Origin of the sequence: Halobacillus amylolyticus, from assembly GCF_022921115.1 — a bacterium.
GTDB classification, from domain to species: Bacteria; Bacillota; Bacilli; order Bacillales; family Halobacillaceae; genus Halobacillus_A; species Halobacillus_A amylolyticus.
Window position 1 is genome coordinate 820619 of the sequence record NZ_CP095075.1, and the last position, 21730, is coordinate 842348.

The window sequence follows — 21730 nt, forward strand, 5'->3', positions numbered from 1 at the left end:
TATCCTTCTTCGCTGCCTTGCCCCGAGGAGTTTACTTCTTTGAATAGGCTCGTAGACGCAGGGGCACACGCTCTTCAAAAGCAAGCCAACGAAGAGATGCGCCGCTTATCATTTGGTGACTTTTTGAACAACCTCTATATATCAACTAATTCTGCTGTTTCCTCTAACCGCACAGAAACCAGCTTAGATACCCCGGATTCCTGCATCGTAACACCATATAGCACATCCGACTCTTCCATCGTTCCTTTTCTATGAGTAATGACGATGAACTGTGTACGTTCACTAAATTCTTTAAGGAATTTGGCAAAACGGTCCACATTCGCTTCATCTAAAGCTGCTTCCACTTCATCAAGCACGCAAAAAGGAACAGGACGTACTCTCAGAATCGAGAATAGAAGAGCAATAGCAGTCAGGGCTCGCTCCCCGCCCGATAACAGGCTCAAATTCTGAAGTTTCTTTCCTGGCGGCTGCGCCACAATATCGACACCCGTTTCAAGCATATCGTCAGGTTTCGTTAATTGCAGATCTGCTTTACCTCCACCGAAAAGATCTTTAAACACTTCCCCAAACTCGGAACGAATTTTTGTAAACGTATCGTCAAATCGACGTTCCATTTCACTATCCATTTCGCGGATGATTGAATGAAGGGTTTCTTTAGCTTCTAGTAAATCTGTTTGCTGACCTGTTAGAAAATCGTAGCGTTCAACGATCCGGTCGTATTCCTCTATGGCACCGAGATTTACTGTTCCGAGTTCTTCGATAGCTCGTTTAATTAACTTCACTTTTGTCGATGTTGTTTTTACATCTTCTACCCGGCTATAATCATGCTGCGCTTTTTCAAATGTAATCACGTATTCCTCTTGTAAATAGTTCAACATGTTCTCGAGTTCAACATCGAGACGATTAGCTTTTACTTCTTTCTGCTGAATATCTTGAATGTAATTCTGATGCCTGCGCTTGATTTCCTTAAGCTTTTGCTCTTCCTGTTGAACAGAGATGGCAAATTGATTCCTTTCTTCCCGTCTTTCTTGAATAAGTGCAGAAGTAGTCTCTTTTCTAATTTTTGTTTTTTCTATCTCTTCCATCATTTCTTCTTCAGTTTGATTGGAATCAACCACTTCAACTAATTGCTGGTAGGAGTGGCGATTCTTAGTCAACTGCTTCTGAATAATACGTAAATCTTCCTTTGCCCGATCTGCCTTCTCCTTTTGATTAGCAACGGCTGAATCCTGTTCAGCGAGCTTAATTTGCAAGCTTTGATAGCGTTCTTTTTGGTTTGCTTCATTCTTCTGCCTTTGTTCCTTAGCCGTACTTAACTGGTCGATTCGCTCCTGCAAGTCTTGCAGTTGTTTACTTAGTGAAGTCAACTCTTTTTCAAGTGCTTTCAAACGTTCTCTCGTGTGCTTTTCATCATCGTTAAACTGCGATTGATCTTGGTCATACAACTGGAGCTGGTCATTTAAATGATCCACCTTCACCTGCAGCTCTCTTGTAGCCGATTGCTCTTCATGCTCCGCATTACGATAAGAAGACACTTCGTCTTTTAATTGCTCTCTTTTTTCCGTATCAAAAGCAAGCCTTTCTTTAAGCTGCTTAACCTTTTGTTCTACATCTCTTGCTTTCTCATCGAAAGAAGTAATCTTTTCGGATAACTCCTGCAGTTCTTTTTCACGTGTGAAAAGGGATTGATTCGTTTTCTTTTGTGCTCCCCCAGACATCGAACCACCTGGGTTGACGACATCTCCTTCTAACGTGACAATCCGGTATTTTCTATTGACGACATTCGCAAGCCTATTGGCCTGTTCCAGCGTGTTTGCAATCACGATATGGCCTAACAAATGTTGAATGGCCTTTTCATAACGCGTATCGTATCGAATGAGCTGGGCTGCTATCCCTACAAAACCCTCTTGCTCAGTTAGTTGATTCGCCGCTTGTCCATATACAGAACGCGGTTGGATCGTTGTTAAAGGGAGGAAAGTTGCCCGTCCATTGTTATTTTGCTTGAGCCACTGAATCGCTTGGCGGCCTGCTTTCTCATCTTGAACGATGACATGCTGAGCTTGAGCACCTAAAGCAGTTTCGATAGCAGTGATCAATTTCGCAGGGATATCAATCACTTCGAGAATGGCACCTTCCACTCCCTGGACAAGCTGTTTCTCCCTTGCTTTTAGCACCTCACGAACACCTTGGAAATAGCCCGAGAAATCTTCCTTCATCTCTTCAAGCATTTCTTTTTTCGAACGCAGCTTTTCTAAGTATTGATAGCCCTGGTAAAGTTTTTGCTGCCATTCCTGATAGGATTGATCATCCTTTTTAATTTGGCTTGTAAGCCTATCCAGCTGCTGCTCCTGATCCTCCCGCTTTTGTGTAAGTTCTTGAAGATGGCTCGTCCGTTCCTTCAATGAGGCAGCCATAGAGCTTCGATCATCCAACAGTTCTTTAAACTTCCCTTGCTGCACTCCTTTTTTGTTATCCAGCTGAACGAGCTGTTGGTCAAGAGTTTGCTTTTGATTCCGTTTGGCTGCCTGTTCATTTAATAAGTCAATGTAGTCACTCTTACAATCCTCAATTTCAGCCTCCATATCATGAACGTCATCGTTGAGTTCGTCTTCCGTTTGTTTGAGTGAGTCTTTCGTTTGCTTACGTCGCTGCACGTCAGCTTTTAGTTTATCCGCTTCTTCTCTTGCTGTTTGCTTTAAAATGTCAAGCTGAGAGTTCAAATCCTCATGTTCTGTTTCTAATTTGGTCTTATTCTCAGAATAATGTTTGTGGCGTTCCTTCATTAGCTCTTTTTTACCTTCTAAATTCTCTAACTCCTGGGTAAGAACTAACAACGTTTCCTGTAAATCTTCAATCGATTCCTCAAGTGCTTCCATATCGCCACGCTTTTTCGCAATCGATGCCTCGTTCTTTTGGAGGGTGCCCTTTAATTCTTCTTCCTGCTGTTTCACTTCATCCAATTGCGTCAGAAGGCCTTGCCAGTCTGCATGAAGATTCTCAATTTGAGTCACGAGCAAAGAAATCTCCACTTGCTTAAGTTCTGCTTTTTTCTCTAAATAATCTTTAGCAACAGACGCCTGCTCCCTCAGTGGTTCAAGCTGTCCATCAATCTCATGAATAATATCCTCCACACGATTTAAATTTTCTTGTGTTTCGAATAGCTTATGTTCGGCTTTTTTCTTACGTTGTTTATACTTAAGTACACCGGCGGCTTCTTCAAAAATTGATCGCCGTTCCTCCGCCTTTGAGCTTAAAATCTCTTCAACCTTCCCTTGACTTATAATAGAGAAGGCTTCTCGCCCCAGACCTGAATCCATGAACAAATCGATAATATCTTTTAAACGGCAAGTTTGATTATTTATATAAAATTCGCTATCACCTGAGCGATACACCCTTCTTGTTACACTTACTTCCTGGTAGTCAAGAGGTAACGTATCGGCCTCATTATTTAACGTTAACGTAACCTCAGCCATATTTAACGCTTTTCTCGTATCACTACCCGCAAAAATAATATCTTCCATTTTCGCTCCGCGTAGTGACCGGGCAGACTGCTCCCCGAGGACCCAGCGAATCGCATCGGTAATATTACTCTTTCCACTGCCATTTGGACCCACTACGGACGTCACTCCGGAAACAAAGTCTACAGTTACTCGTTCTGCAAATGATTTAAATCCTACTGTATCTAGACGTTTGAGGAACATATACATCCTCCTGTTTTATTAACAAAAATACTTGATTTCAACTTACTTATTTTATCATAAACTATGACTGAGCGGTAGGATACTTGAGAAGTGCAGTGCTTTTGTTCTCAGAGGAAACTATAAAAATATTTGCCTGTGTATAAACTTACAAAAAGTTAGCCACATCCAGCGCAAGCAGTCCAAGAGACGCAAGACTAGTCAATGCGGGGTCTCGCCAAGTCAGGTGTTCCCACAGTCTCATTGTTTCCCCGCTCCCTTATGATTATTAAGATGAACAGAACCTCCGCTATTAGATCGTGATAGGTGAATCCTGTGATAAGAAATCACTTGTTATAGGTATTTCATTCCCGCAACATTTTCACTCGTACATCCTTAACGTTTAGCTTAAAGTTCTTAGCTGCCATACACACGACTTATAGTGGTGGAGCTGGTAAATTAGGCTCAATAGTAATAAAAATGTTGCCAAAACATACATAGTTTAAATGACAAATACAAACGGGGCGCACCGCGCTTTTGTTCTGAGGAATGAGAAAGAGGGTTTTAAAAAGGAAGAATTTAATTTATGATAATAGATAGTAGATTATAGAGATGCTTAAGGAGGCTTTGATCGTGAGTTTACAAGAACCCACTCAAGAGAATTTAAATACCATTATTAATGACATGGCTGAGCGCCTGCAAGTTGTCAATCGCTCACTCATGGATCCAGAGGACTATGACCTTAACAAGTACGAGGAAATTAAATCCCTGCACGATATTATCGAAATGAAAGGTCAGTTGAGTGTTTCTGAAACCCAAGCCTTTGTGACTGAACTAGGTAACTATCGTAAGTAGAAAGCGAAAGAAGGCGCTTTAGGCCTTTCCCTATAGATAGTTTGATCGATAAAGTTCCAACCATATTTTAAAAAAAGACACTCCAACTTTAGCGAATGGGTGTCTTTTTTATGTGAAATGGGACTCATAATTGTTATGATTCACATATCAATGAAAAATAGTACCTTACCATTACATAGAAGTATTCAGAGAATGAGAAGAGGAAAGATAACTCATGAATTTATTGAGCCACCCTTTAGTCTCTGTCAGTACAAAGAGTAAGCATTTAAATCGCCTATCATAAAAAAAGTCATTAATTTCAACTGCATAATAAACCCGATTGATGCTTCATCGTTTTCCAATTAATGGCTCCCCCCTGCCCGTTCCCGAATCTTAAGTGGCATCGACGTTAAGGCATTTTAAAATCTGGCGGCTGATAGTTCATTTTTAAGAATCGCGATTGTTGCCAGTCAAATCGCTTGTTATTTTCAACAGCGTAGATGTATGCACTATATAAACTGAAACCATAAATCGAAGGCATAAACATGAGCCACTCCGGATTAAAGACCACGGTTGCTTGATGAACTTCTCCCGATAAAATAAGTTGTAGTCCTACGAAAAAGTTTGAAAAGTAACTGAAACTGACCCAAGAAATCAGCAAGATAACAGCCTGAACGACTCTCCGCGTGGACAAATGTCCGGTTCCTGGCATGAAAAGTGACCACACCACAACGGTCCAAGGCTTCCTTTTTTGTAAATTATAATGCCCGCAGGAACTGATTCGAGAATGAATCAACTGATCATTATTTTGTCGATGAGCCAAAAGACAAATTTTATTGAAGTCCAGCGTATTACGGTAACTGTCCCACATTACAAAGAAATATAAAGGGATATAAAGAAAGATCAGTTGGGGTTCAGCGATTTGCCTAACCCTCTCGAATTGTCCCGTAAACGAATACACCATAGCAAGGTTCAAGTGTCCACTGATATTTAAATAAATCTCCAATACAATAAATGCAATGGCTTTAAGGTTTTGGGATAGGAGAAGATGTCCGAATCCTGGGAAAGCAGCAGACCACCACAGAACTATCCAAGGGTTTTTTAAAGACAACGTGGTTGTATCCTGCTTATCTGACCAGAGTTGTTTCGATGAATTTAATTTCGTGCTAGGCCGCATTTGTTTCATACATATCATCCTTTATTAAACTGCTTTCAACATATTTTCCAACAAAGCCTGGACAATATTCTTAGATGAAACATAAATTCACCAATACTCTACTAATCCTCCACACCAAGATGGGAGCTTATCCCACTTAAGAAAAGCATCCTATTTGGCACTTTTTGGCTAGTGTTTTAAATCCAATTTTTTAATAAAACACAACGTTTAAGGAAAACTAATAACTATTACAGCCATAGGAATAAAACCCAGGGAGGAATGTTATATGCCTGAAAAGCCTGCAATTACGTCATCAGAACTTGGTACGTTATGGCTTACTTACCAACAGAAAACGATGATTTTGCGGATGTTAGAGTATTTCATAGAAAAAGCTGATGACGAAAAAGCAAAAAACATTATGATTAGTCTATACGATGAAATCGACCCTTATGTAGAGAAAATAACAGTCATCTTTCAAAATGAAGGAGCCGCCATACCAGTCGGATTTACTTCCCAGGACGTTAATAAAGAAGTGCCTAAGTTATATGATCATGGGTTCGACATCATGTTCGTTCGCTTAATAAAAGAAATTAGTATGGGCATGCATACGTTAAATATAACTATGGCATCTCGTGAAGATATTGTGCTGATTTTTAAAGACCTTACCGCTATTACCCAAAAGTACTACAATGCTTGTACCCAATATTTGATTGAAAAAGGAATGCTTGCCCGACCACCTTATGTTTCGATGCCAAATTCAGTTGAGTTTGTTAAAGATACCTCCTACTTGGGCGGACTTAATCCTTTTAGTTCCAAACGGACCGTCAATACAGTGGAGGTTGCAAATCTGTTCCATGCTATTGAAACAAATATTACCGGGATGCAAATGATTACGGGTTTTGCTCAATGTGCTAATGAACAGGAAGCAAAAAAATATTTCTCTAAAGGAGCAGAACTTGCTAAAAGCATGATTAAAGAGCTGAGCGAAACCCTTCTTCAAGACGATATTCAGACACCTTCTCCATCAGGTGGCATTGCCACTCGTTCAACAGTCGCTCCGTTTTCTGATAAATTGATGATGTATTGTACCAGTCTTTTTTGCAGTTTTTCTATGGGAGGGAATTCTTTGGGAACCGCTTTTAGTTTACGGAATGATTTATCAGCCAAAATCATGGTTTTTATGAAAGACATCTTCGAGTATGCCCATGAAGGTGCAAAAATCATGATTAGGAACGGATGGATGGAAGAACAGCCTCAGATGGAATCACGAGATAAACTTAAAAAATAAATGCCAGCGCATCTCCTTAAACATAGGAGGAACAAACGATCAAATAAGCGAATCAATTAGGAAAGGTGGGCAATGCTGAATTGCGTTGCCTCCCTTCTGTAGGACGAAGAAGGAGAAATGGCTTTAGAACCATTCATTTACAATCTTTTTGGGACGGGTAATATGAATCGAAATAATAAGTATGAAAAATTACTCTGGAGTATTGCATTACCAGGATTTGGACAAATCCTTAACGGTAAATTTCTCAAAGGTTTTCTTTTCATTGCATTGGAATTTCTAGTAAATGTTCAATCCAATTTTAATGAAGTCATCTTTTTAAGTTTTCATGGGGAAATTGAAAAAGCAATTCTACAAACGAATTATCCATGGCTAATGTTTTATCCTTGTTTGTACTTTTTTGCGATGTGGGACGCCTACAAAGATGGGGGTGGGGGAAATCTCCATTTTCATTTTTACCGTTTGTATTTTCTGCCTATTTTGTAACGGTTGGTCTAATTTTTTCGTCATCTTTCAAGATGATGGGAATATTACTCGGTCCCATTTGGTTACCCATATTGTCCGTTGTGCCTGGGGTAGTAATCGGTCTTCTACTAAAAAAAATGATAACTAAAGCCCTCCGTTAACCAATATTTAAAGGAAAAACATACACGAAGAGAACCTATAGAAAGGGTCTCTCTGTGTATGTTCCTATAAATATAACAGGGTTATTTGTTGATAATACAAGCACTGATATCTATAACTGATTATTTGCTACTATTCCTTCTCAATTCAATATTCCTCGATATAAATGCTCGTTTGGGGGGAGAAAACCTTTTTACTGTAAAGATTCTTTTCGAAACCAGTTGGAGCTATACAGCAAAAAAGACGGTGCAGATAAGTTCATCTGGCCGTCTTTTTTACATCGCACCCTGATTCATAAGGGCCTGCCTGGCTGCTTTTTGTTCCGCCTCTTTCTTCGTACGTCCGATCCCAATGCCTGCATTTTCGCCCTGAACACGAACGTGGGCAATAAATTCACGGCTATGCGCCGGACCTCTTTCTTCAACGATTTCATATTCAATCCTGCTGCTGCGATCTCGCTGAATAAATTCCTGAAGCTGACTCTTATAATCCATCGCATGAGAAAAAGCACCATCTTTAATCTTCGGGTAAACATATTTTTCAAGGAAAAGGACGACTTGATCAAAGCCTTTATCTAAATACAAAGCTCCAATGAACGCTTCAAAAACGTCAGCTAATAAAGCTGGACGGTTGCGCCCGCCTGTCATTTCTTCGCCTTTACCGAGCAAAATCAAATCTTGAAAATTTAAATCGTTCGCAAAATTGACTAAGGAGATTTCACAAACGATGGATGCCCTCAGTTTAGTTAATTCACCTTCAGCCATTTCTGGGAACTCACGGTATAAATACTGAGAAACACCAAGTTCTAATACGGCATCTCCTAAAAATTCAAGACGTTCATTATCTTCTCGGTCTGTTTTACGATGCTCATTCACATAGGATGAATGGGTAAAAGCTTGTTCCAGCAACGCTACATTTTGAAATTGCACATGAATTTTGTCTTGGAAACTGGAAAAATCCTCCATAAATCACCTTGTCCTTTTCTAATATAATCATAAATATAGGAAAGGCTGCCTGAAAAACAGGCAGCTATTCAATGTTTACGATACACTGTTTATGTAGTTCACAGCGTCGCCAACAGTATTGATTTTTTCAGCTTCTTCATCAGAAATTTCCATATCAAACTCATCTTCAAGCTCCATTACTAATTCTACAACGTCAAGTGAGTCTGCTTCTAGATCTTCTTTGAAGGAAGCTTCCATTGTTACTTTAGATTCGTCTGCATCGAGACGATCGACAATGATTTGTTTCACACGATCAAATGTATCTGCCATAGGAACTTCACCTCCCTTCAGTTATTATAGTAGATTTCACTTACAGAAACCAGATTAATTTACATGACCATACCGCCATCAACATGAAGCGTTTGACCTGTAATATAGGCAGCATCTCCTGAAGCCAGGAAACGCACAGCTCGAGCAATATCCTCCCCTTCTCCTAGACGGTTCAATGGGATCAAGGCAAGCATTTGTTCACGCTGGTCATCTGTCAGCTGATCCGTCATATCTGTTGTGATATACCCTGGGGCAACAGCATTGACCGTAATATTTCGTGAAGCAAGCTCTTTCGCATTAGACTTTGTTAATCCGATAACACCAGCCTTAGCTGCAACGTAATTGGCCTGCCCAGGGTTCCCGGAGACACCTACGATGGAAGAGATATTAATGATGCGGCCAAACTTTTGCTTCATCATTTGTCTCGTTACACCTTTTGAACACATAAAGACGCCTTTTAAATTTGTGTCAATCACATCGTCAAATTCCTGCTCTTTCATGCGCATCAGCAGGTTATCCCTGGTTATTCCAGCATTGTTGACTAAAATGTCTAAACGGCCAAATTCCTCAACAACTGTCTTCACCATTCGGCTGACATCATCTCCTTGCGAGACGTTGGCTTGAATTTTAATCGCTTCACCGCCGTTGTCTATAATTTCTTGAACAACTGCTTCTGCCTTTTCTTCACTGCCCGAATAATTCACGGCAACTTTTGCGCCGTTTTTAGCAAGTTCGAACGCAATTGCCCGGCCTATTCCACGCGAAGCACCTGTTACAAGTGCTACCTGTTCATTCAGCATTATTGATCCTCCTTGTACCATTCAACGAATGAAGCAACCGATTCAGAATCCTCAATCGCAAATGTCTTCATTCTCCGTTTTACTTTTCTAACCAGTCCACTAAGAACTTTGCCCTGTCCCACTTCTACAATAGCATCGATGTCTTCTTCGACAAACGCCTCTAGGATTTCTTGGAAGCGTACAGGAGAATAGAGCTGCTCTACTAACAAACTTCTTATTTGATCCGCATCGGTTACAGCCTCTGCAGATACATTTGCATAGACAGGAAGCGAAGCATTACGGACCTTCGTTTTCTCTAAAGATTGGGAGAAGCTTTCACTAGCCGGCTTCATTAATCTCGAGTGAAAAGGACCGCTAACATTAAGTGGAAGAACACGCTTTGCGCCGGCCTCTTTCAGCTGTTCAGATGCTGTTTCTACACCTTCAGCTGTTCCAGATATTACGATTTGCCCCGGACAGTTAATGTTAGCTAAATCAACAGGTTGTTCTGAATCCTGCCCAGATAATACTTGCTCAATCTCTTCTTTACCTAATCCAAGGACGGCGGCCATGGCACCGAGGCCCGTCGGATACGCTTCCTCCATCAGCTTGCCGCGTGTGTGGACGAGTTTGACAGCATCAATCGCATCCAACGCCCCCGCGCTTACTAATGCACTGTATTCACCTAGACTGTGACCAGCTGTCATCACGGGGGAGATGCCCTCTTTTTCTAATACTTGAGTGATCGCCACACTATTTAGTAATAAGGCTGGCTGTGCATTTTCTGTTTTCGTTAACTCCTCGGAAGGCCCTTCAAACATGAGAGAGGTTAGTGAATAACCTAAAGCTTCATCGGCTGCATCAAATAATTCCTTTACTTCCGGAAACGTTTGATACATTTCGTGTCCCATCCCTACTTCTTGAGATCCTTGTCCTGGAAAAATAAATGCCGTACGTTTCATTCGCTCTCCTCCTTTACTTGTAGTTCCTTCATTGAATTCGCGATTGTAGAGGATACATTTTGTTCAATCATATGACAAGCCTGGCGAATCGCATTATACACCGCACGTTCGTTGGACGATCCATGTGCTTTAATTACAGGTGCAGCCAGACCGAATAAGCCCGCCCCACCATACTCTGAATAATCAAGCTTCGTTTTTAATTGCCGTAAATCATTTTTAGCGAGACCCGCAGCGAGTTTGGTTTTAAAGTTTGACATAAACGTTTGTTTGATCATGGAAAACATCGTCAAGGCCGTGCCTTCAATCGTTTTTAATGTTACATTTCCCGTAAAACCATCTGTGATGACAACATCTGCTGCCCCACTCAATAAATCCCGCGCTTCAACATTACCAATAAAATTGATCGGGGCATCTGAAAGCAATTTATAAACCTGCTTCGTTAAATCACTGCCTTTGCCTTCTTCTGTACCGACATTTAATAAACCCACTCTTGGTTCATTTAGTCCGCGAACTTTTTCACTATAAATCGACCCCATGATCGCGTATTGCAGCAAATGATTCGGTTTAGCATCTACATTCGCTCCAACGTCAAGCATTAAGAAGCCTTTTCCATCTTCTGTTGGAAGAGTTGGGCTCAGTGCTGGACGATCTACCCCTTCCATTCGGCCGACAATAAACAAACCTGCACTCATAAGCGCACCTGTATTTCCAGCAGAAATACAGCCGTCTGCTCTGCCTTCTTTCACTTCTTTGGCCATTAAAACCATAGAAGCCTTCTTTTTTCTTCGGACAGCCCGTACAGGTTCATCCTCTGAAGTAATCCTCTCATCTGTATGTATAACCGAAATATTAGGAGTATTGCCTAGTAACGGATGAATCTGTTTCTCATCACCAATTAACGTGATCGCTAATCCATCAATAGCAGATGCGGCTTCAACCGCGCCTTTCACAATAGCGTCTGGTGCATGATCCCCGCCCATGGCATCTATCGCTAATTTCATTGCTTATTCACTCCCTTTAACATCTTGCTGACGGAACATTTCAAACGTACCCGCAAACACTTCTTCACTATCTACAAAGCTATGGACATCGACAATGGTACGTCCCTTATCGTCGTCCCCTTTTACAAAAGCTTTGGCTACAACACGCTCTCCTCGCTTCACCTGCCGCATAAAACGAATTCTTGACTCAGCAGTAAGGGCTAATTCTTCGTTGATCACCGCAACTGCAAGCGAGTTAGCTTGGGCAAAGATGTGATGTCCGCGAGCTATATCGTTTCGAGAAAAAACATGCTCTGATTTAATATCCAAAATCGAAATCGCCCGCAGGTCCAGTTCCAAATCAACCACTTCCCCTATGACTTCCTCTATAGGCAATGCTTTAACCGTCTCATTCCACTCCTGTGTGGCTACAGATCTAATCCGCTCCCTTAACTCTGGAATGGCTAACTCCATCCGGTCAAGGCGGATCGTCTGAATACTTACACCAAACTGTTTAGCCAATGCTTCATCTGTTATAAAAGGAGTTGCTTCGATTGTCGACTTTAACTCATTTTGCCTCATTTGCTTCGTGCGTTTCATTTGCGCTCTCCACCGTTCGTTTGTCACAAATATTATGACTAGGTACTAACAGTAATATATAATACCTGAGACGATTACGCAACACTTTCCGTATGAGTATGTGTTCAAAAAGCTGCCAAATTAGAAGGTCGACAAGAACGCCACGTCCTGTTCGTCGCAAGAAGGTCGGACGGCGTAGCTTTGAGCACCAAGGAAATCTTCCCCGAATTGGCCTCGCACGAAGGAAAAGTGTCCTTCTTTTCCAAGGAACGGACTTGCACAGGACGTGCTGACTTCTACGTTGTGCACAGGACGTGCACGGTTTTAGTAGAAATTCCACTGCTGCTTCATGATACGTGAGTAACGAGGCCACTTCAGAGAATATCCTTCTTCGCTGCCTTGCCCCGAGGAATTTACTTCTTTGAATAGGCTCGTAGACGCAGAGGCACACACGCTCTTCACAAGCAAGCCAACGAAGAGATTCGCCGCTTATCATTTGGTGACTTTTTGAACTACCTCTATGATAAGCGAATGAACGATAAAAACATACATAATGAGCAAGACACCCTCACATCCCTTCAAGGTGCCTTACTCATCATTTAATCAAGGATTTCTCCATTTACATGTTCATCTTGTTCAATGATGTCTCTTAACGCTTTAAAACGTTCATCTTTTATTAGTGAATCATTCTCAATGATCTCAGCTGCATCTTGTCTTGCCGTTTCAAGAGCGCGATAATCGTGCACCATATCACCGACTTTAAATTCAGGCAAGCCGCTTTGTTTCCTGCCAAAAAAATCTCCAGGACCTCTTAACTTTAAATCTTGCTCTGACAGTTCAAAACCATCATTTGTTTCTGTCATAATCCTCATCCGTTCTTTGCCCACATCGCCTTTGGGATCAGCTAATAGAATACAATAGCTTTGCTCACTGCCACGCCCGACCCGGCCGCGCAGCTGGTGCAGCTGAGAGAGTCCAAATCGTTCGGCATCATGGATCACCATTACCGTGGCGTTAGGAACGTTCACTCCGACCTCCACAACCGTTGTCGAAACAAGGACTTGCAGTTCATTTTCCGCAAAGCACTTCATCACTTCTTCTTTTTCATCATTATGAAGTCTTCCATGCATAAGTCCGACGGAGATGTTCGGTTCATATACACTAGCTATTTGGTGATATAAATCAACGGCATTTTGAATATCTAACTGGTCAGACTCCTCTATTAAAGGACAGATGACGTAAGCCTGGTGCCCTCCTTCAACTGCCTTCTGAATAAAGGCTAACACACGATTGGTCATTTCTCCTTTAATCCAATACGTATCAATCGGTTTCCGGCCTGCTGGCATTTCATCAATCACAGACACGTCCATGTCGCCAAAAGCAGTAATCGCAAGGGTACGTGGAATGGGGGTAGCAGTCATAAACAGGACATCTGGGTCGAGCCCTTTATCCCTTAAAGTTCGGCGCTGTTTTACTCCAAAGCGGTGCTGTTCATCGACGATAACAAATCCTAAATTATTAAAATCTACCTCATCCTGTATAAGGGCATGCGTACCGACGATAATGTCAACTTCATGGTCAATGATCGAACGAAGAATTTCTTTTCGTTTTTTCCCTTTCACCGATCCTGTTAATAGAACAACATTAGCCCGGCCCGCAAACATCTCTTTCAGTGAGTGATAATGCTGGTCAGCTAGAATTTCCGTAGGCACCATTAATGCCCCCTGCTTCCCTGTTGTGATCGAAGCATATAGACCAATGGCCGCCACAGCTGTTTTTCCTGATCCTACATCCCCTTGAAGCAGACGATTCATGCGATAAGGACTCTTCATATCTTTTAAAATCTCAGCAAGCGACCGTTTTTGTGCACCTGTCAACTCAAAAGGAAGCGTTTGAACAAAATCAGTTAACCGATCATTATCATAGTTTTGGGCATTTCCTTTGGTAGATTCTCGATGAAGTTTTCTGAGTAACTGCATTTTTAATTGAAAAAGGAGAAATTCTTCATAGATAAATCTTCTCTTGGCATGCTTAAGCATTAGCGGGCTTTCCGGATAATGCATTTGGTGCAAGGCTTGCTTACGGTCAGGCAGTTTATAAGTAAGCATAGTTTCTTCAGGCAGAATTTCTTCTACCTCGTCCGCATATTCTTCTAACGCTGCCTTAATCACCTTTCTTAACGTCAGCAGTGTAACACTTTCCTTAAGTGTATAAACTGGCTGAATCGGATCCTGGCTTTTCGCTTCGCCCTTTTTAAATTGACTGACCGTAATTTGCAGACGGTGCTGGTCCCATTTCCCCGTAGCTGTTATGGTATCCCCTTTGTTCAATTGTTTTTTTGCAAAGGAACGGTTAAACATTACTGCTTTGACCGCAAATTGCTCGACTTGCAATGTCATGGTTAATCGTGATTTCTTTTTCCCATAAAAGTTGATAGAGGGTTCTGAGGTAAGCACACCCTCTATCGTTGCCTTCTCATTGTGGACAAGCTCTGTTAATGGCTTTATTTCATATGTATCATAACGATAGGGAAAGTAAAAAAGTAAGTCCTCAATTGTAAAAAGCCCAAGCTCATGTAAGTGAGCTTGAAGCTTCTCCCCAATACCTTTCACTTCACTTATGGATTGATTCAACATGTCACTCACTCTTTTCCAAGTGAAATTCCGTACACTTTAGCCTCAAGTTGTTTCCCTGTTGGGGTAGCTGCAAGACCACCCTGTGCCGTTTCACGAAAAGCTGTTGGCATCCGCTGACCTACTTTGTGCATCGCGTCAATTACTTCATCACAAGGAATCCGACTTGTAACACCGGCTAGAGCCATGTCAGCGGAAACGATAGCATTTGTAGCCCCCATGGCATTTCTTTTCACACATGGAACTTCGACAAGACCAGCAACAGGATCACAGATAAGACCGAGCATGTTTTTTAGTGTAATCGCCATTGCCTCAGCGGATTGAGCTGGTGTCCCGCCAGCCATCTCCACAATAGCCGCAGATGCCATTCCCGCAGCAGAACCGACTTCTGCCTGACAGCCTCCAGCAGCACCCGAGATCGAAGCATTATTGGCCACAACAAAACCAAAGGCTCCTGATGTGAACAAATAACGAATCATTTGATCACGCGTCGGGTTTAATTTATGTTTCACAGCAAATAATGTACCTGGTACACAGCCCGCACTCCCTGCTGTTGGTGTGGCGCAAATCGTCCCCATTGCTGCATTCACTTCATTCGTTGCCATCGCTTTACTTACGGCATCCATTAAAAGATTACCAGAGAGAGGTTCATGATCTCTCATATAGTCCTGAATAAGGACGGCGTCACCTCCCGTTAACCCGCTATGAGACTTGACTCCTTTTAACCCATCTTCAACGGATTTCTCCATGACATCGAGGTTACGTTCCATTTGAGCATAGACTTGCTCACGCGAAACTTGTTTAACCTCCATCTCTTGCTGGATCATAATTTCAGAAATTTGTTCGCCTTTACTTTCCGCCAGTTGTACTAGTTCTGCAACATTTTTAAACAAATGACTACCCCTTTCTCTCCGTTAGTCTGATATTCTAGCTACTTGGGTAATATGGTCGGCACGTTCTAATTCGCTTAAAATGGAATCATCGACATTTTGATCTACTTCGATCACCATTATCGCTTGTTCTCCTTCGGCTTTTCTTGCCACTTCCATCCGTCCAATATTTATTTCATGGCTTGCTAAGATCGTTGTAGCCGATGCAATCGCCCCATACCGATCATTATGAATCAGCAGAATAGCAGGATGACTTCCAGAAAGCCGGAGTTCAAAGCCATTTAACTCCATGATCTCCGCTTTCCCTCCACCAATTGATATTCCAACTAGTTCGAGGTCTCCATTCTCATCGCCAATCTTGATACGCGCGGTATTAGGATGATCAGTCACAGCATCTTCTTCGAAAAACTGTACCTCCATGCCATGATTTCGAGCGGTTTCTAAAGCTGTACTAATTCTTGTATCATCTGTATCGTAATCTAGTAATCCACCAATGATCGCGACATCTGTTCCATGACCTTTATAAGTCTGAGCAAATGAGCCATATAAGTGGATGTTCGCATAGTTAGGTTCCCGGCCAAATAAATGTCTGGCTGCCCGGCCAATTCGAGCGGCTCCAGCTGTATGGGAGCTTGAGGGTCCAATCATAACTGGGCCGATTATATCAAAAACTGATCTATATTTCATGACTATCACCATCCCCTCTATTACTCTCTTCTATAATAACGAGAAAACGCTTACTTTAACAAGTTATGCCCCATTTATTTTACCACATCATTGTGAATTTGCACTAAATATCACCTTTATAACTTGATTCTCATTTTCAATAAGAGTAAAATGATTGTTTGTGGGTTACACGGTAACCGGGTGGGAGAGGGATAATTTCATAGAGGCGATTACCTATGCTTAGCAAGCATAATCATAAGCCCGGCTTGCGACAGGATGTGATGGCAGGATTCATCGGCTATTTTACAACCGTCTACATCGTAGCGGTAAATAGCCAGATTCTCCAAGCAGCCGGCCTTCCTTTGGAAAAAGGGATGGTTGCTACCATTCTAGCAAGTGCTGCAGGCTGTTTGATCATGGCCTTATACGCAAATGCGCCTATGGTGCTCATTCCCGGCATGGGAGTGAACGCCTTGTTCGCTTATTCGATTATCGAAGGAAGCGGCTTGGCATTTCGGGAGGGATTAGCTGTCGTCATCGTGGCAGGCTTGATCTTTCTCGTTACCGCATTTACACGATTGGGTGATTGGCTGAAAACAGCGATTCCAGAGTCGCTGAAGCATGCGATTACAGTGGGACTTGGAATGTTTTTAACGTTAATTGGACTAGAAAAGGGCGGCCTTGTCGTTCGAGGTGAACATTCACTGATCACACTCGGCAACCCCTCCTCTGCTTTAGTTATTACGAGTTTATTAACGTTATTCATAGCCATTTTCCTTTTTGCCAAAAACGTTCCTGGCAACTTTCTGATTACCATGATCGTTGGTACAATTATCGCGCACTTCACAGGTTTACTTGAAGGTCCTGGTGAGTCACTGTCATTAGCCAATCAAGAATGGATTATGATCCCTTCCTTCAGCGGGATTACAGAATTCGGCTTTTGGATGGCGGTCTTTCCATTAACAATTGTTCTCATCTTTGAGAATATGGGATTGCTCCACGGACAGCTATCTATGTTGAAGCAAGAAGATAAGTTTAAAAAATCTTATCAAGCGACAGCATTTTCGGCCATCACAAGCGGATTCTTCGGAACATCACCTACCGTTTCATCAGCAGAAAGTGCGGCAGTCATTGCATCAGGAGGAAAATCAGGACGCGCAAGTCTTACGATGGCTGGATTGTTTTTGGCCACGCTTTTGCTCATTCCATGGATTTCGATGGTTCCAGCAACTGCCATTAGCCCGATATTAATTATCGTTGGGGCACTGATGGTGCAGAACATTAAGGAAATTCCACTGGACAATTTATCTGAAGCGATGCCAGCATTCCTCATCATTGTGATGATCCCGTTTACCTACTCGATCGCTGATGGAATGGCATTCGGCTTCATAGCTTATCCTATCGTTAAATTTGCAATCGGCAAGCAACGAGAGTTAACGACGCCCGTTGTATGTATAGCCATGATCTTTCTTCTTGAATTTATCATGAGAACACTCGGACATTAAGAAAAGCGGAGAAGCCCGTTTAGCCCCGTACGCATAAGACAAGACGCGTCGTGACGTGGTTTTCGTCACAGAGTGAATTGACTTATGTCGATAGGGGCTGGGCTTTGCAGCTAGACATTAGCAGAAAAGCGGTGAGGGCGCTTAGACCTGAATATAGGAAGTTCGGTTAAGAACGGCACGGTCCTGTGCCAACACCGAACTGACCCGCGTCCTGCGGGCCCAAGCAGAGCACCGAAGTGAAGTGATCTTCCTTCACGTTGGTGAACTGCTTATGTCGCGAAGGTCTGCCCCTTGCAGCTAGACATTAAGAAAAGCGGAAAAGCCCGGCTAGGATTTGCAGCTAGAAGAAGGCGAAAACTCATTTGGGCAGAATCTTCACTTTTTTGGGTAGAATAACTTTGGTTTTGGGGAGAATTCTCGTATCTTCGGCAGAATAACTATGCTTTTGGACAGAATTGGAGATCTGTCAATATAGTGGACATTCATAGACCGGTATTTGAACCATTCTTTTTCTTCCGCGCGTCCTCTTTCGAGACGCTTGGATGCCTCCGCCTAAAGGAAAGAATCAAAAACCAATTCATTCCTTTAGGCAGAGGACATTTGGTTCTTTTTGAGCTTTTTATCATGGTTCATTTTATAGCTCTTTTCTTTTTCTAACGGAGTTAAATAGTCCAATGTAGAATGGATTCGTTTTTGGTTATAAAAATTGATGTAAAACTGAATGGCTAGTTTGGCTTCTGCTTTTGTCTCATAAACATGTTTGTACAGGTATTCTTTTTTCAGAGAGGCAAAGAAACTCTCTGCACATGCATTGTCGTAGGGGTTTCCCTTCCGACTCATACTTATGGTCGCTCCTGCCTCCTTAAGTGTATCTAAATAAGCCTTAGAACAGTACTGAGAGCCACGATCTGAATGGTGAATCCAACCCGACTTAGGGTTACGAATGGCCAAAGCCTTTTCTAAAGCTTTTAAGCACAGGGTGTGATCCATATGATCGTCTAACTGATAACTTATGATCCGTCGGGAAGCAAGATCAATAACAGGATTCAGATATAAAAAGCCTTCTCCTGTGTGAATATAAGTAATATCAGTAGCCCAAACCTGGTCTGGGGCCTCTGGAAGAAAGTCACGGTTTAAATGGTTTGAGTGAATGGTTTCATCGTGATCAGAGTCTGTCGTATTGATGAACTTTTTAGGTGGTGTGGCATAAAGGTCCAGTTCTCTCATTCGATTCGTCACTTTCTTTTGAGAAACCTCCACCTGATCCACTTCTCGAAGCATAAAGTGGATGCGAGGGCTGCCGTAACACCCATAATTATCATGATAATGGAAGAGGATCCGTTCATCGATATAACGGTTCCAAGCCTCTCTTTCCGTTTCTTCTCTGTCCAGACGATTCAAATAATCATAATAACCAGATTTAGACACACCAAGAACTTGGCACATCCTCGAAATGGTGTGTTCGTGTCGGTGTTCATGAATGAACTTGAACTTCACTACTTTTCCTGATTGAAGATGTGCATGGCCTTTTTTAAAATGTCGACTTCCTCCTGGAGCTCTACGTTACTTTTTTTCTCTTTTTCATACATTTCCTTGTACTCAGAGGCGGTCAACAGTTGATTCTGTGCTTCTTTTTCTTCCTTCTTTTTTTGGTCACGATACTCCGTCTTCCATCTTTTAAGGTTACCGTAGGGAATATCGAGTTTCTGACTAAGGTCCGTCATTTTGTGTCCGTCCAATTCCATTAACTTCACAACATAAAGCTTAAACTCAGGGTCATAATTTCTGTACTTTTGGGTCAATGTGAACACGTCCTTTAATGCTTTGTGATGATTAAAACATGGTTCAATACTTGTGTCCACTTTTTATACTAACTCTAGAATCCCCATCATTTCGGGTTGAATCCCGCAAGTTTTGGGTAGAATCCTTATTCACGAAGACCCTTTCAAACGAACAAAGGAATGTTAAAAAAGCGGAGCTGCATTGGCTCCGCTTTTTTATCGCAGGAAATTATAACATGAAGTTAGCTACATCCAGCTCCAGCGCGCAAGACACGAAAGACTAGTCAATCGCCTCCGTGGAGGAAAACCACTCCACTGCGCCGCTCGTCTTGGGCCCGCAGGACGCGGGTCAGTTCGACGTTGGCACGAGGAAGTGCCGATCTTAGTCGAACTTCCTCTGTCGTGTCTACCGGGGCGCTTGCGCTTTTGTTCCTACAATCATTCCACTGAAAATATGAAAGAATAGATAGGCTGACCACCGTTATGAATCTCCACTTCAATATCCTCAAAGTGTTCCTCAAGGTAGGCTTCTAGCGCTTCTATTTCTTGCTGATCCGCTTCTTCCCCACTAATGATTGTAACGATCTCATCTTCCTCTTCATCAATCATTTCACTCAGTAGAGCCTTCGACGTTTCCAGCTTATCTTTTTGTGCTGATGAAATCTTTCCTTCAAAGATCCCCATGAAGTGGCCTTTTTCAATCGACAAGCCATCAATTTGGGTATCACGGACGGCATAAGTGATTTGCCCTGATTTTACATGTTTCATTAATTCAGACATTTCTTCCTGGTTCGTGGAAATATCCGCTTCAGGGTTAAAACCAAGCAACGCACTCATACCTTGAGGAATTGTTTTTGACGGGATGACGGCAGCCTTTACGTCAGCCAATTCTGCTGCTTGTTCTGCAGCCATCGTTATGTTTTTATTGTTAGGCAAAATGAATACGTTGTTTGCATGTGCTTCCACAATTGCATCAGAAATATCCTGCGTGCTTGGATTCATGGTTTGTCCGCCTTGGATGACGACACTTGCGCCAAGGCTTTCAAATAATTTTTTAATCCCTTCGCCCATTACAACCGTTACAATCCCATACTCCGCTTTCTCTTTCGGTTTCGTTTTGTCACCAACGATGGACGTATGCTGTTCACGCATGTTTTCAATCTTCATATTAATTAAGCTTCCATATTGCTGGCCTAAGTTCATTGCATTGCCTGGATACTCTGCGTGTATGTGGACTTTAATCAAATCTTCATCAGACACAACGAGCAGGGAATCACCTTGTTCACTTAGTGTTTGCCGGAAAGCTTCTTCATCATAAGGATTTTCAGCTAGCTTATCTTCTTCAAACTTGACCATGAATTCCGTGCAATAACCGAATTCGATATCCTCGGTATTCATAAAGTCTTGTGCCAGCTTATGATGTTCAGCATTGACCATGTCTCCCATTGAAATGGTCGAGCTTAGCTCAGGAAGTTCTTCTCCTTTTAAGTTAGCTAGAAAACCTTCATAAATGGTTAGCAGCCCTTGTCCACCGCTATCGACCACACCCACTTCTTTTAAAACTGGGAGCAGCTCAGGTGTTCCTTTTAACGATGTACGTGCTGCATCGACAACTCCTTGGATAAATGGAAGAAAGTCTCCTTCCTTCTTTGCCAGCTCTACAGAGGTCTCTCCTGCTTCCCTTGCCACAGTTAAGATCGTTCCTTCAACAGGCTTCATAACCGCTTTGTAGGCTGTCGTAACTCCACCTTGAAGAGCTTCTGCAAAATCTTTTGTTGTTACAGTTTCTTTATCCTCAAGCGTTTTAGAAAAACCTCGGAATAACTGTGAAAGGATCACACCAGAATTCCCGCGGGCTCCCATTAAAAGACCTTTTGCAAGAGCCTGGGAAACTTTTCCGGCATGATTCTCCTCTACCTTCTCTACCTCTTCGGCTCCAGAACTCATGGATAAATTCATGTTTGTACCCGTATCCCCATCTGGCACAGGGAATACGTTTAGCGCATCAATCATTTGTGAGTTGCTTTTTAAATGATGAGCACCTTGCAGAATCATTTCTGCCAACGTTTTACCGTCTAGCTTTCGTAACGTCACGCTTACTTCCT

At 42.3% G+C, this 21730-nt stretch carries 17 protein-coding genes and 1 pseudogene; 4 read left to right on the forward strand and 14 right to left on the reverse strand.

All coding sequences use genetic code 11. The features are described from left to right. Positions 1–134: 134 nt before the first annotated feature. Entirely contained in the window at positions 135–3701 is a 3567-nt protein-coding gene (gene smc / locus MUO15_RS04345) for a chromosome segregation protein SMC (RefSeq protein WP_245033767.1), read from the reverse strand. A 609-nt stretch (positions 3702–4310) separates the two neighbouring features. Here smc and MUO15_RS04350 point away from each other — a divergent pair. Further along, positions 4311–4532 (forward strand): DUF1128 domain-containing protein, encoded by a 222-nt coding sequence (locus tag MUO15_RS04350; RefSeq protein ID WP_244752796.1) that lies wholly within the window; start codon positions 4311–4313, stop codon positions 4530–4532. 388 nt (positions 4533–4920) lie between these two features. On the opposite strand, the gene MUO15_RS04355 is transcribed toward MUO15_RS04350, so the two are convergent. Next, on the reverse strand, positions 4921–5697 hold the full coding sequence (locus MUO15_RS04355; RefSeq protein ID WP_245033769.1) for a hypothetical protein: 777 nt from the start codon (positions 5695–5697) through the stop codon (positions 4921–4923). 256 nt (positions 5698–5953) lie between these two features. Between MUO15_RS04355 and MUO15_RS04360 the strand changes: the two genes are divergently transcribed. Together MUO15_RS04360 and MUO15_RS04365 are read left to right on the forward strand one after the other, a co-directional pair. Beyond that, positions 5954–6955, forward strand: a complete 1002-nt coding sequence (locus tag MUO15_RS04360; RefSeq protein WP_245033771.1) for a DUF3231 family protein — start codon at positions 5954–5956, stop codon at positions 6953–6955. A gap of 162 nt (positions 6956–7117) precedes the next feature. After that, positions 7118–7578: pseudogene (locus tag MUO15_RS04365) on the forward strand (hypothetical protein). Positions 7579–7851: 273 nt separating this feature from the next. On the opposite strand, the gene rnc reads toward MUO15_RS04365, so the two are convergent. The 9 genes from rnc to sdaAB form a co-directional block, all read right to left on the reverse strand. Then, the gene (rnc, locus tag MUO15_RS04370; protein WP_245033773.1) at positions 7852–8541 is read right to left on the reverse strand and encodes a ribonuclease III; all 690 of its coding nucleotides are present in this window, start codon (positions 8539–8541) and stop codon (positions 7852–7854) included. A 75-nt stretch (positions 8542–8616) separates the two neighbouring features. After that, positions 8617–8850 carry an acyl carrier protein gene (gene acpP, locus MUO15_RS04375; protein ID WP_245033775.1) on the reverse strand — a complete coding sequence of 78 codons (234 nt, stop codon included), beginning with the start codon at positions 8848–8850 and terminating at the stop codon, positions 8617–8619. A 59-nt stretch (positions 8851–8909) separates the two neighbouring features. Beyond that, on the reverse strand, positions 8910–9650 hold the full coding sequence (gene fabG / locus MUO15_RS04380; protein WP_245033777.1) for a 3-oxoacyl-[acyl-carrier-protein] reductase: 741 nt from the start codon (positions 9648–9650) through the stop codon (positions 8910–8912). Next, positions 9650–10591: an ACP S-malonyltransferase gene (gene fabD / locus MUO15_RS04385; RefSeq protein WP_245033779.1), complete on the reverse strand. Its 942-nt coding sequence runs from the start codon at positions 10589–10591 to the stop codon at positions 9650–9652. The genes fabG and fabD overlap by 1 nt, the downstream gene beginning before the upstream one ends. Then, the gene (gene plsX, locus MUO15_RS04390) at positions 10588–11592 is read right to left on the reverse strand and encodes a phosphate acyltransferase PlsX (RefSeq protein ID WP_245033781.1); all 1005 of its coding nucleotides are present in this window, start codon (positions 11590–11592) and stop codon (positions 10588–10590) included. The genes fabD and plsX overlap by 4 nt, the downstream gene beginning before the upstream one ends. 3 nt (positions 11593–11595) lie before the next feature. After that, complete coding sequence (gene fapR, locus MUO15_RS04395) at positions 11596–12171, reverse strand: transcription factor FapR (protein WP_245033783.1); 576 nt, start codon at positions 12169–12171, stop codon at positions 11596–11598. A 578-nt stretch (positions 12172–12749) separates the two neighbouring features. Continuing rightward, positions 12750–14786 (reverse strand): ATP-dependent DNA helicase RecG, encoded by a 2037-nt coding sequence (gene recG, locus MUO15_RS04400; protein WP_245033785.1) that lies wholly within the window; start codon positions 14784–14786, stop codon positions 12750–12752. Positions 14787–14791: 5 nt separating this feature from the next. Beyond that, positions 14792–15676 carry an L-serine ammonia-lyase, iron-sulfur-dependent, subunit alpha gene (gene sdaAA, locus MUO15_RS04405; protein ID WP_245033787.1) on the reverse strand — a complete coding sequence of 295 codons (885 nt, stop codon included), beginning with the start codon at positions 15674–15676 and terminating at the stop codon, positions 14792–14794. Between the two features lie 21 nt (positions 15677–15697). Next, on the reverse strand, positions 15698–16360 hold the full coding sequence (sdaAB, locus tag MUO15_RS04410) for an L-serine ammonia-lyase, iron-sulfur-dependent subunit beta (protein WP_245033789.1): 663 nt from the start codon (positions 16358–16360) through the stop codon (positions 15698–15700). Between the two features lie 215 nt (positions 16361–16575). On the opposite strand from sdaAB, the gene MUO15_RS04415 reads away from it, so the two are divergent. Beyond that, complete coding sequence (locus MUO15_RS04415; RefSeq protein ID WP_245033791.1) at positions 16576–17844, forward strand: NCS2 family permease; 1269 nt, start codon at positions 16576–16578, stop codon at positions 17842–17844. A gap of 585 nt (positions 17845–18429) precedes the next feature. On the opposite strand, the gene MUO15_RS04420 is transcribed toward MUO15_RS04415, so the two are convergent. From MUO15_RS04420 to MUO15_RS04430, 3 genes are all read right to left on the reverse strand, one after another. Further along, positions 18430–19341, reverse strand: a complete 912-nt coding sequence (locus tag MUO15_RS04420; protein ID WP_245030908.1) for an IS3 family transposase — start codon at positions 19339–19341, stop codon at positions 18430–18432. Continuing rightward, on the reverse strand, positions 19341–19646 hold the full coding sequence (locus MUO15_RS04425) for a transposase (protein ID WP_245029473.1): 306 nt from the start codon (positions 19644–19646) through the stop codon (positions 19341–19343). Before MUO15_RS04425 ends, MUO15_RS04420 begins: the two co-directional genes overlap by 1 nt. Positions 19647–20063: 417 nt before the next feature. After that, positions 20064–21719 carry a DAK2 domain-containing protein gene (locus tag MUO15_RS04430; RefSeq protein WP_245033794.1) on the reverse strand — a complete coding sequence of 552 codons (1656 nt, stop codon included), beginning with the start codon at positions 21717–21719 and terminating at the stop codon, positions 20064–20066. Positions 21720–21730: the final 11 nt, after the last annotated feature.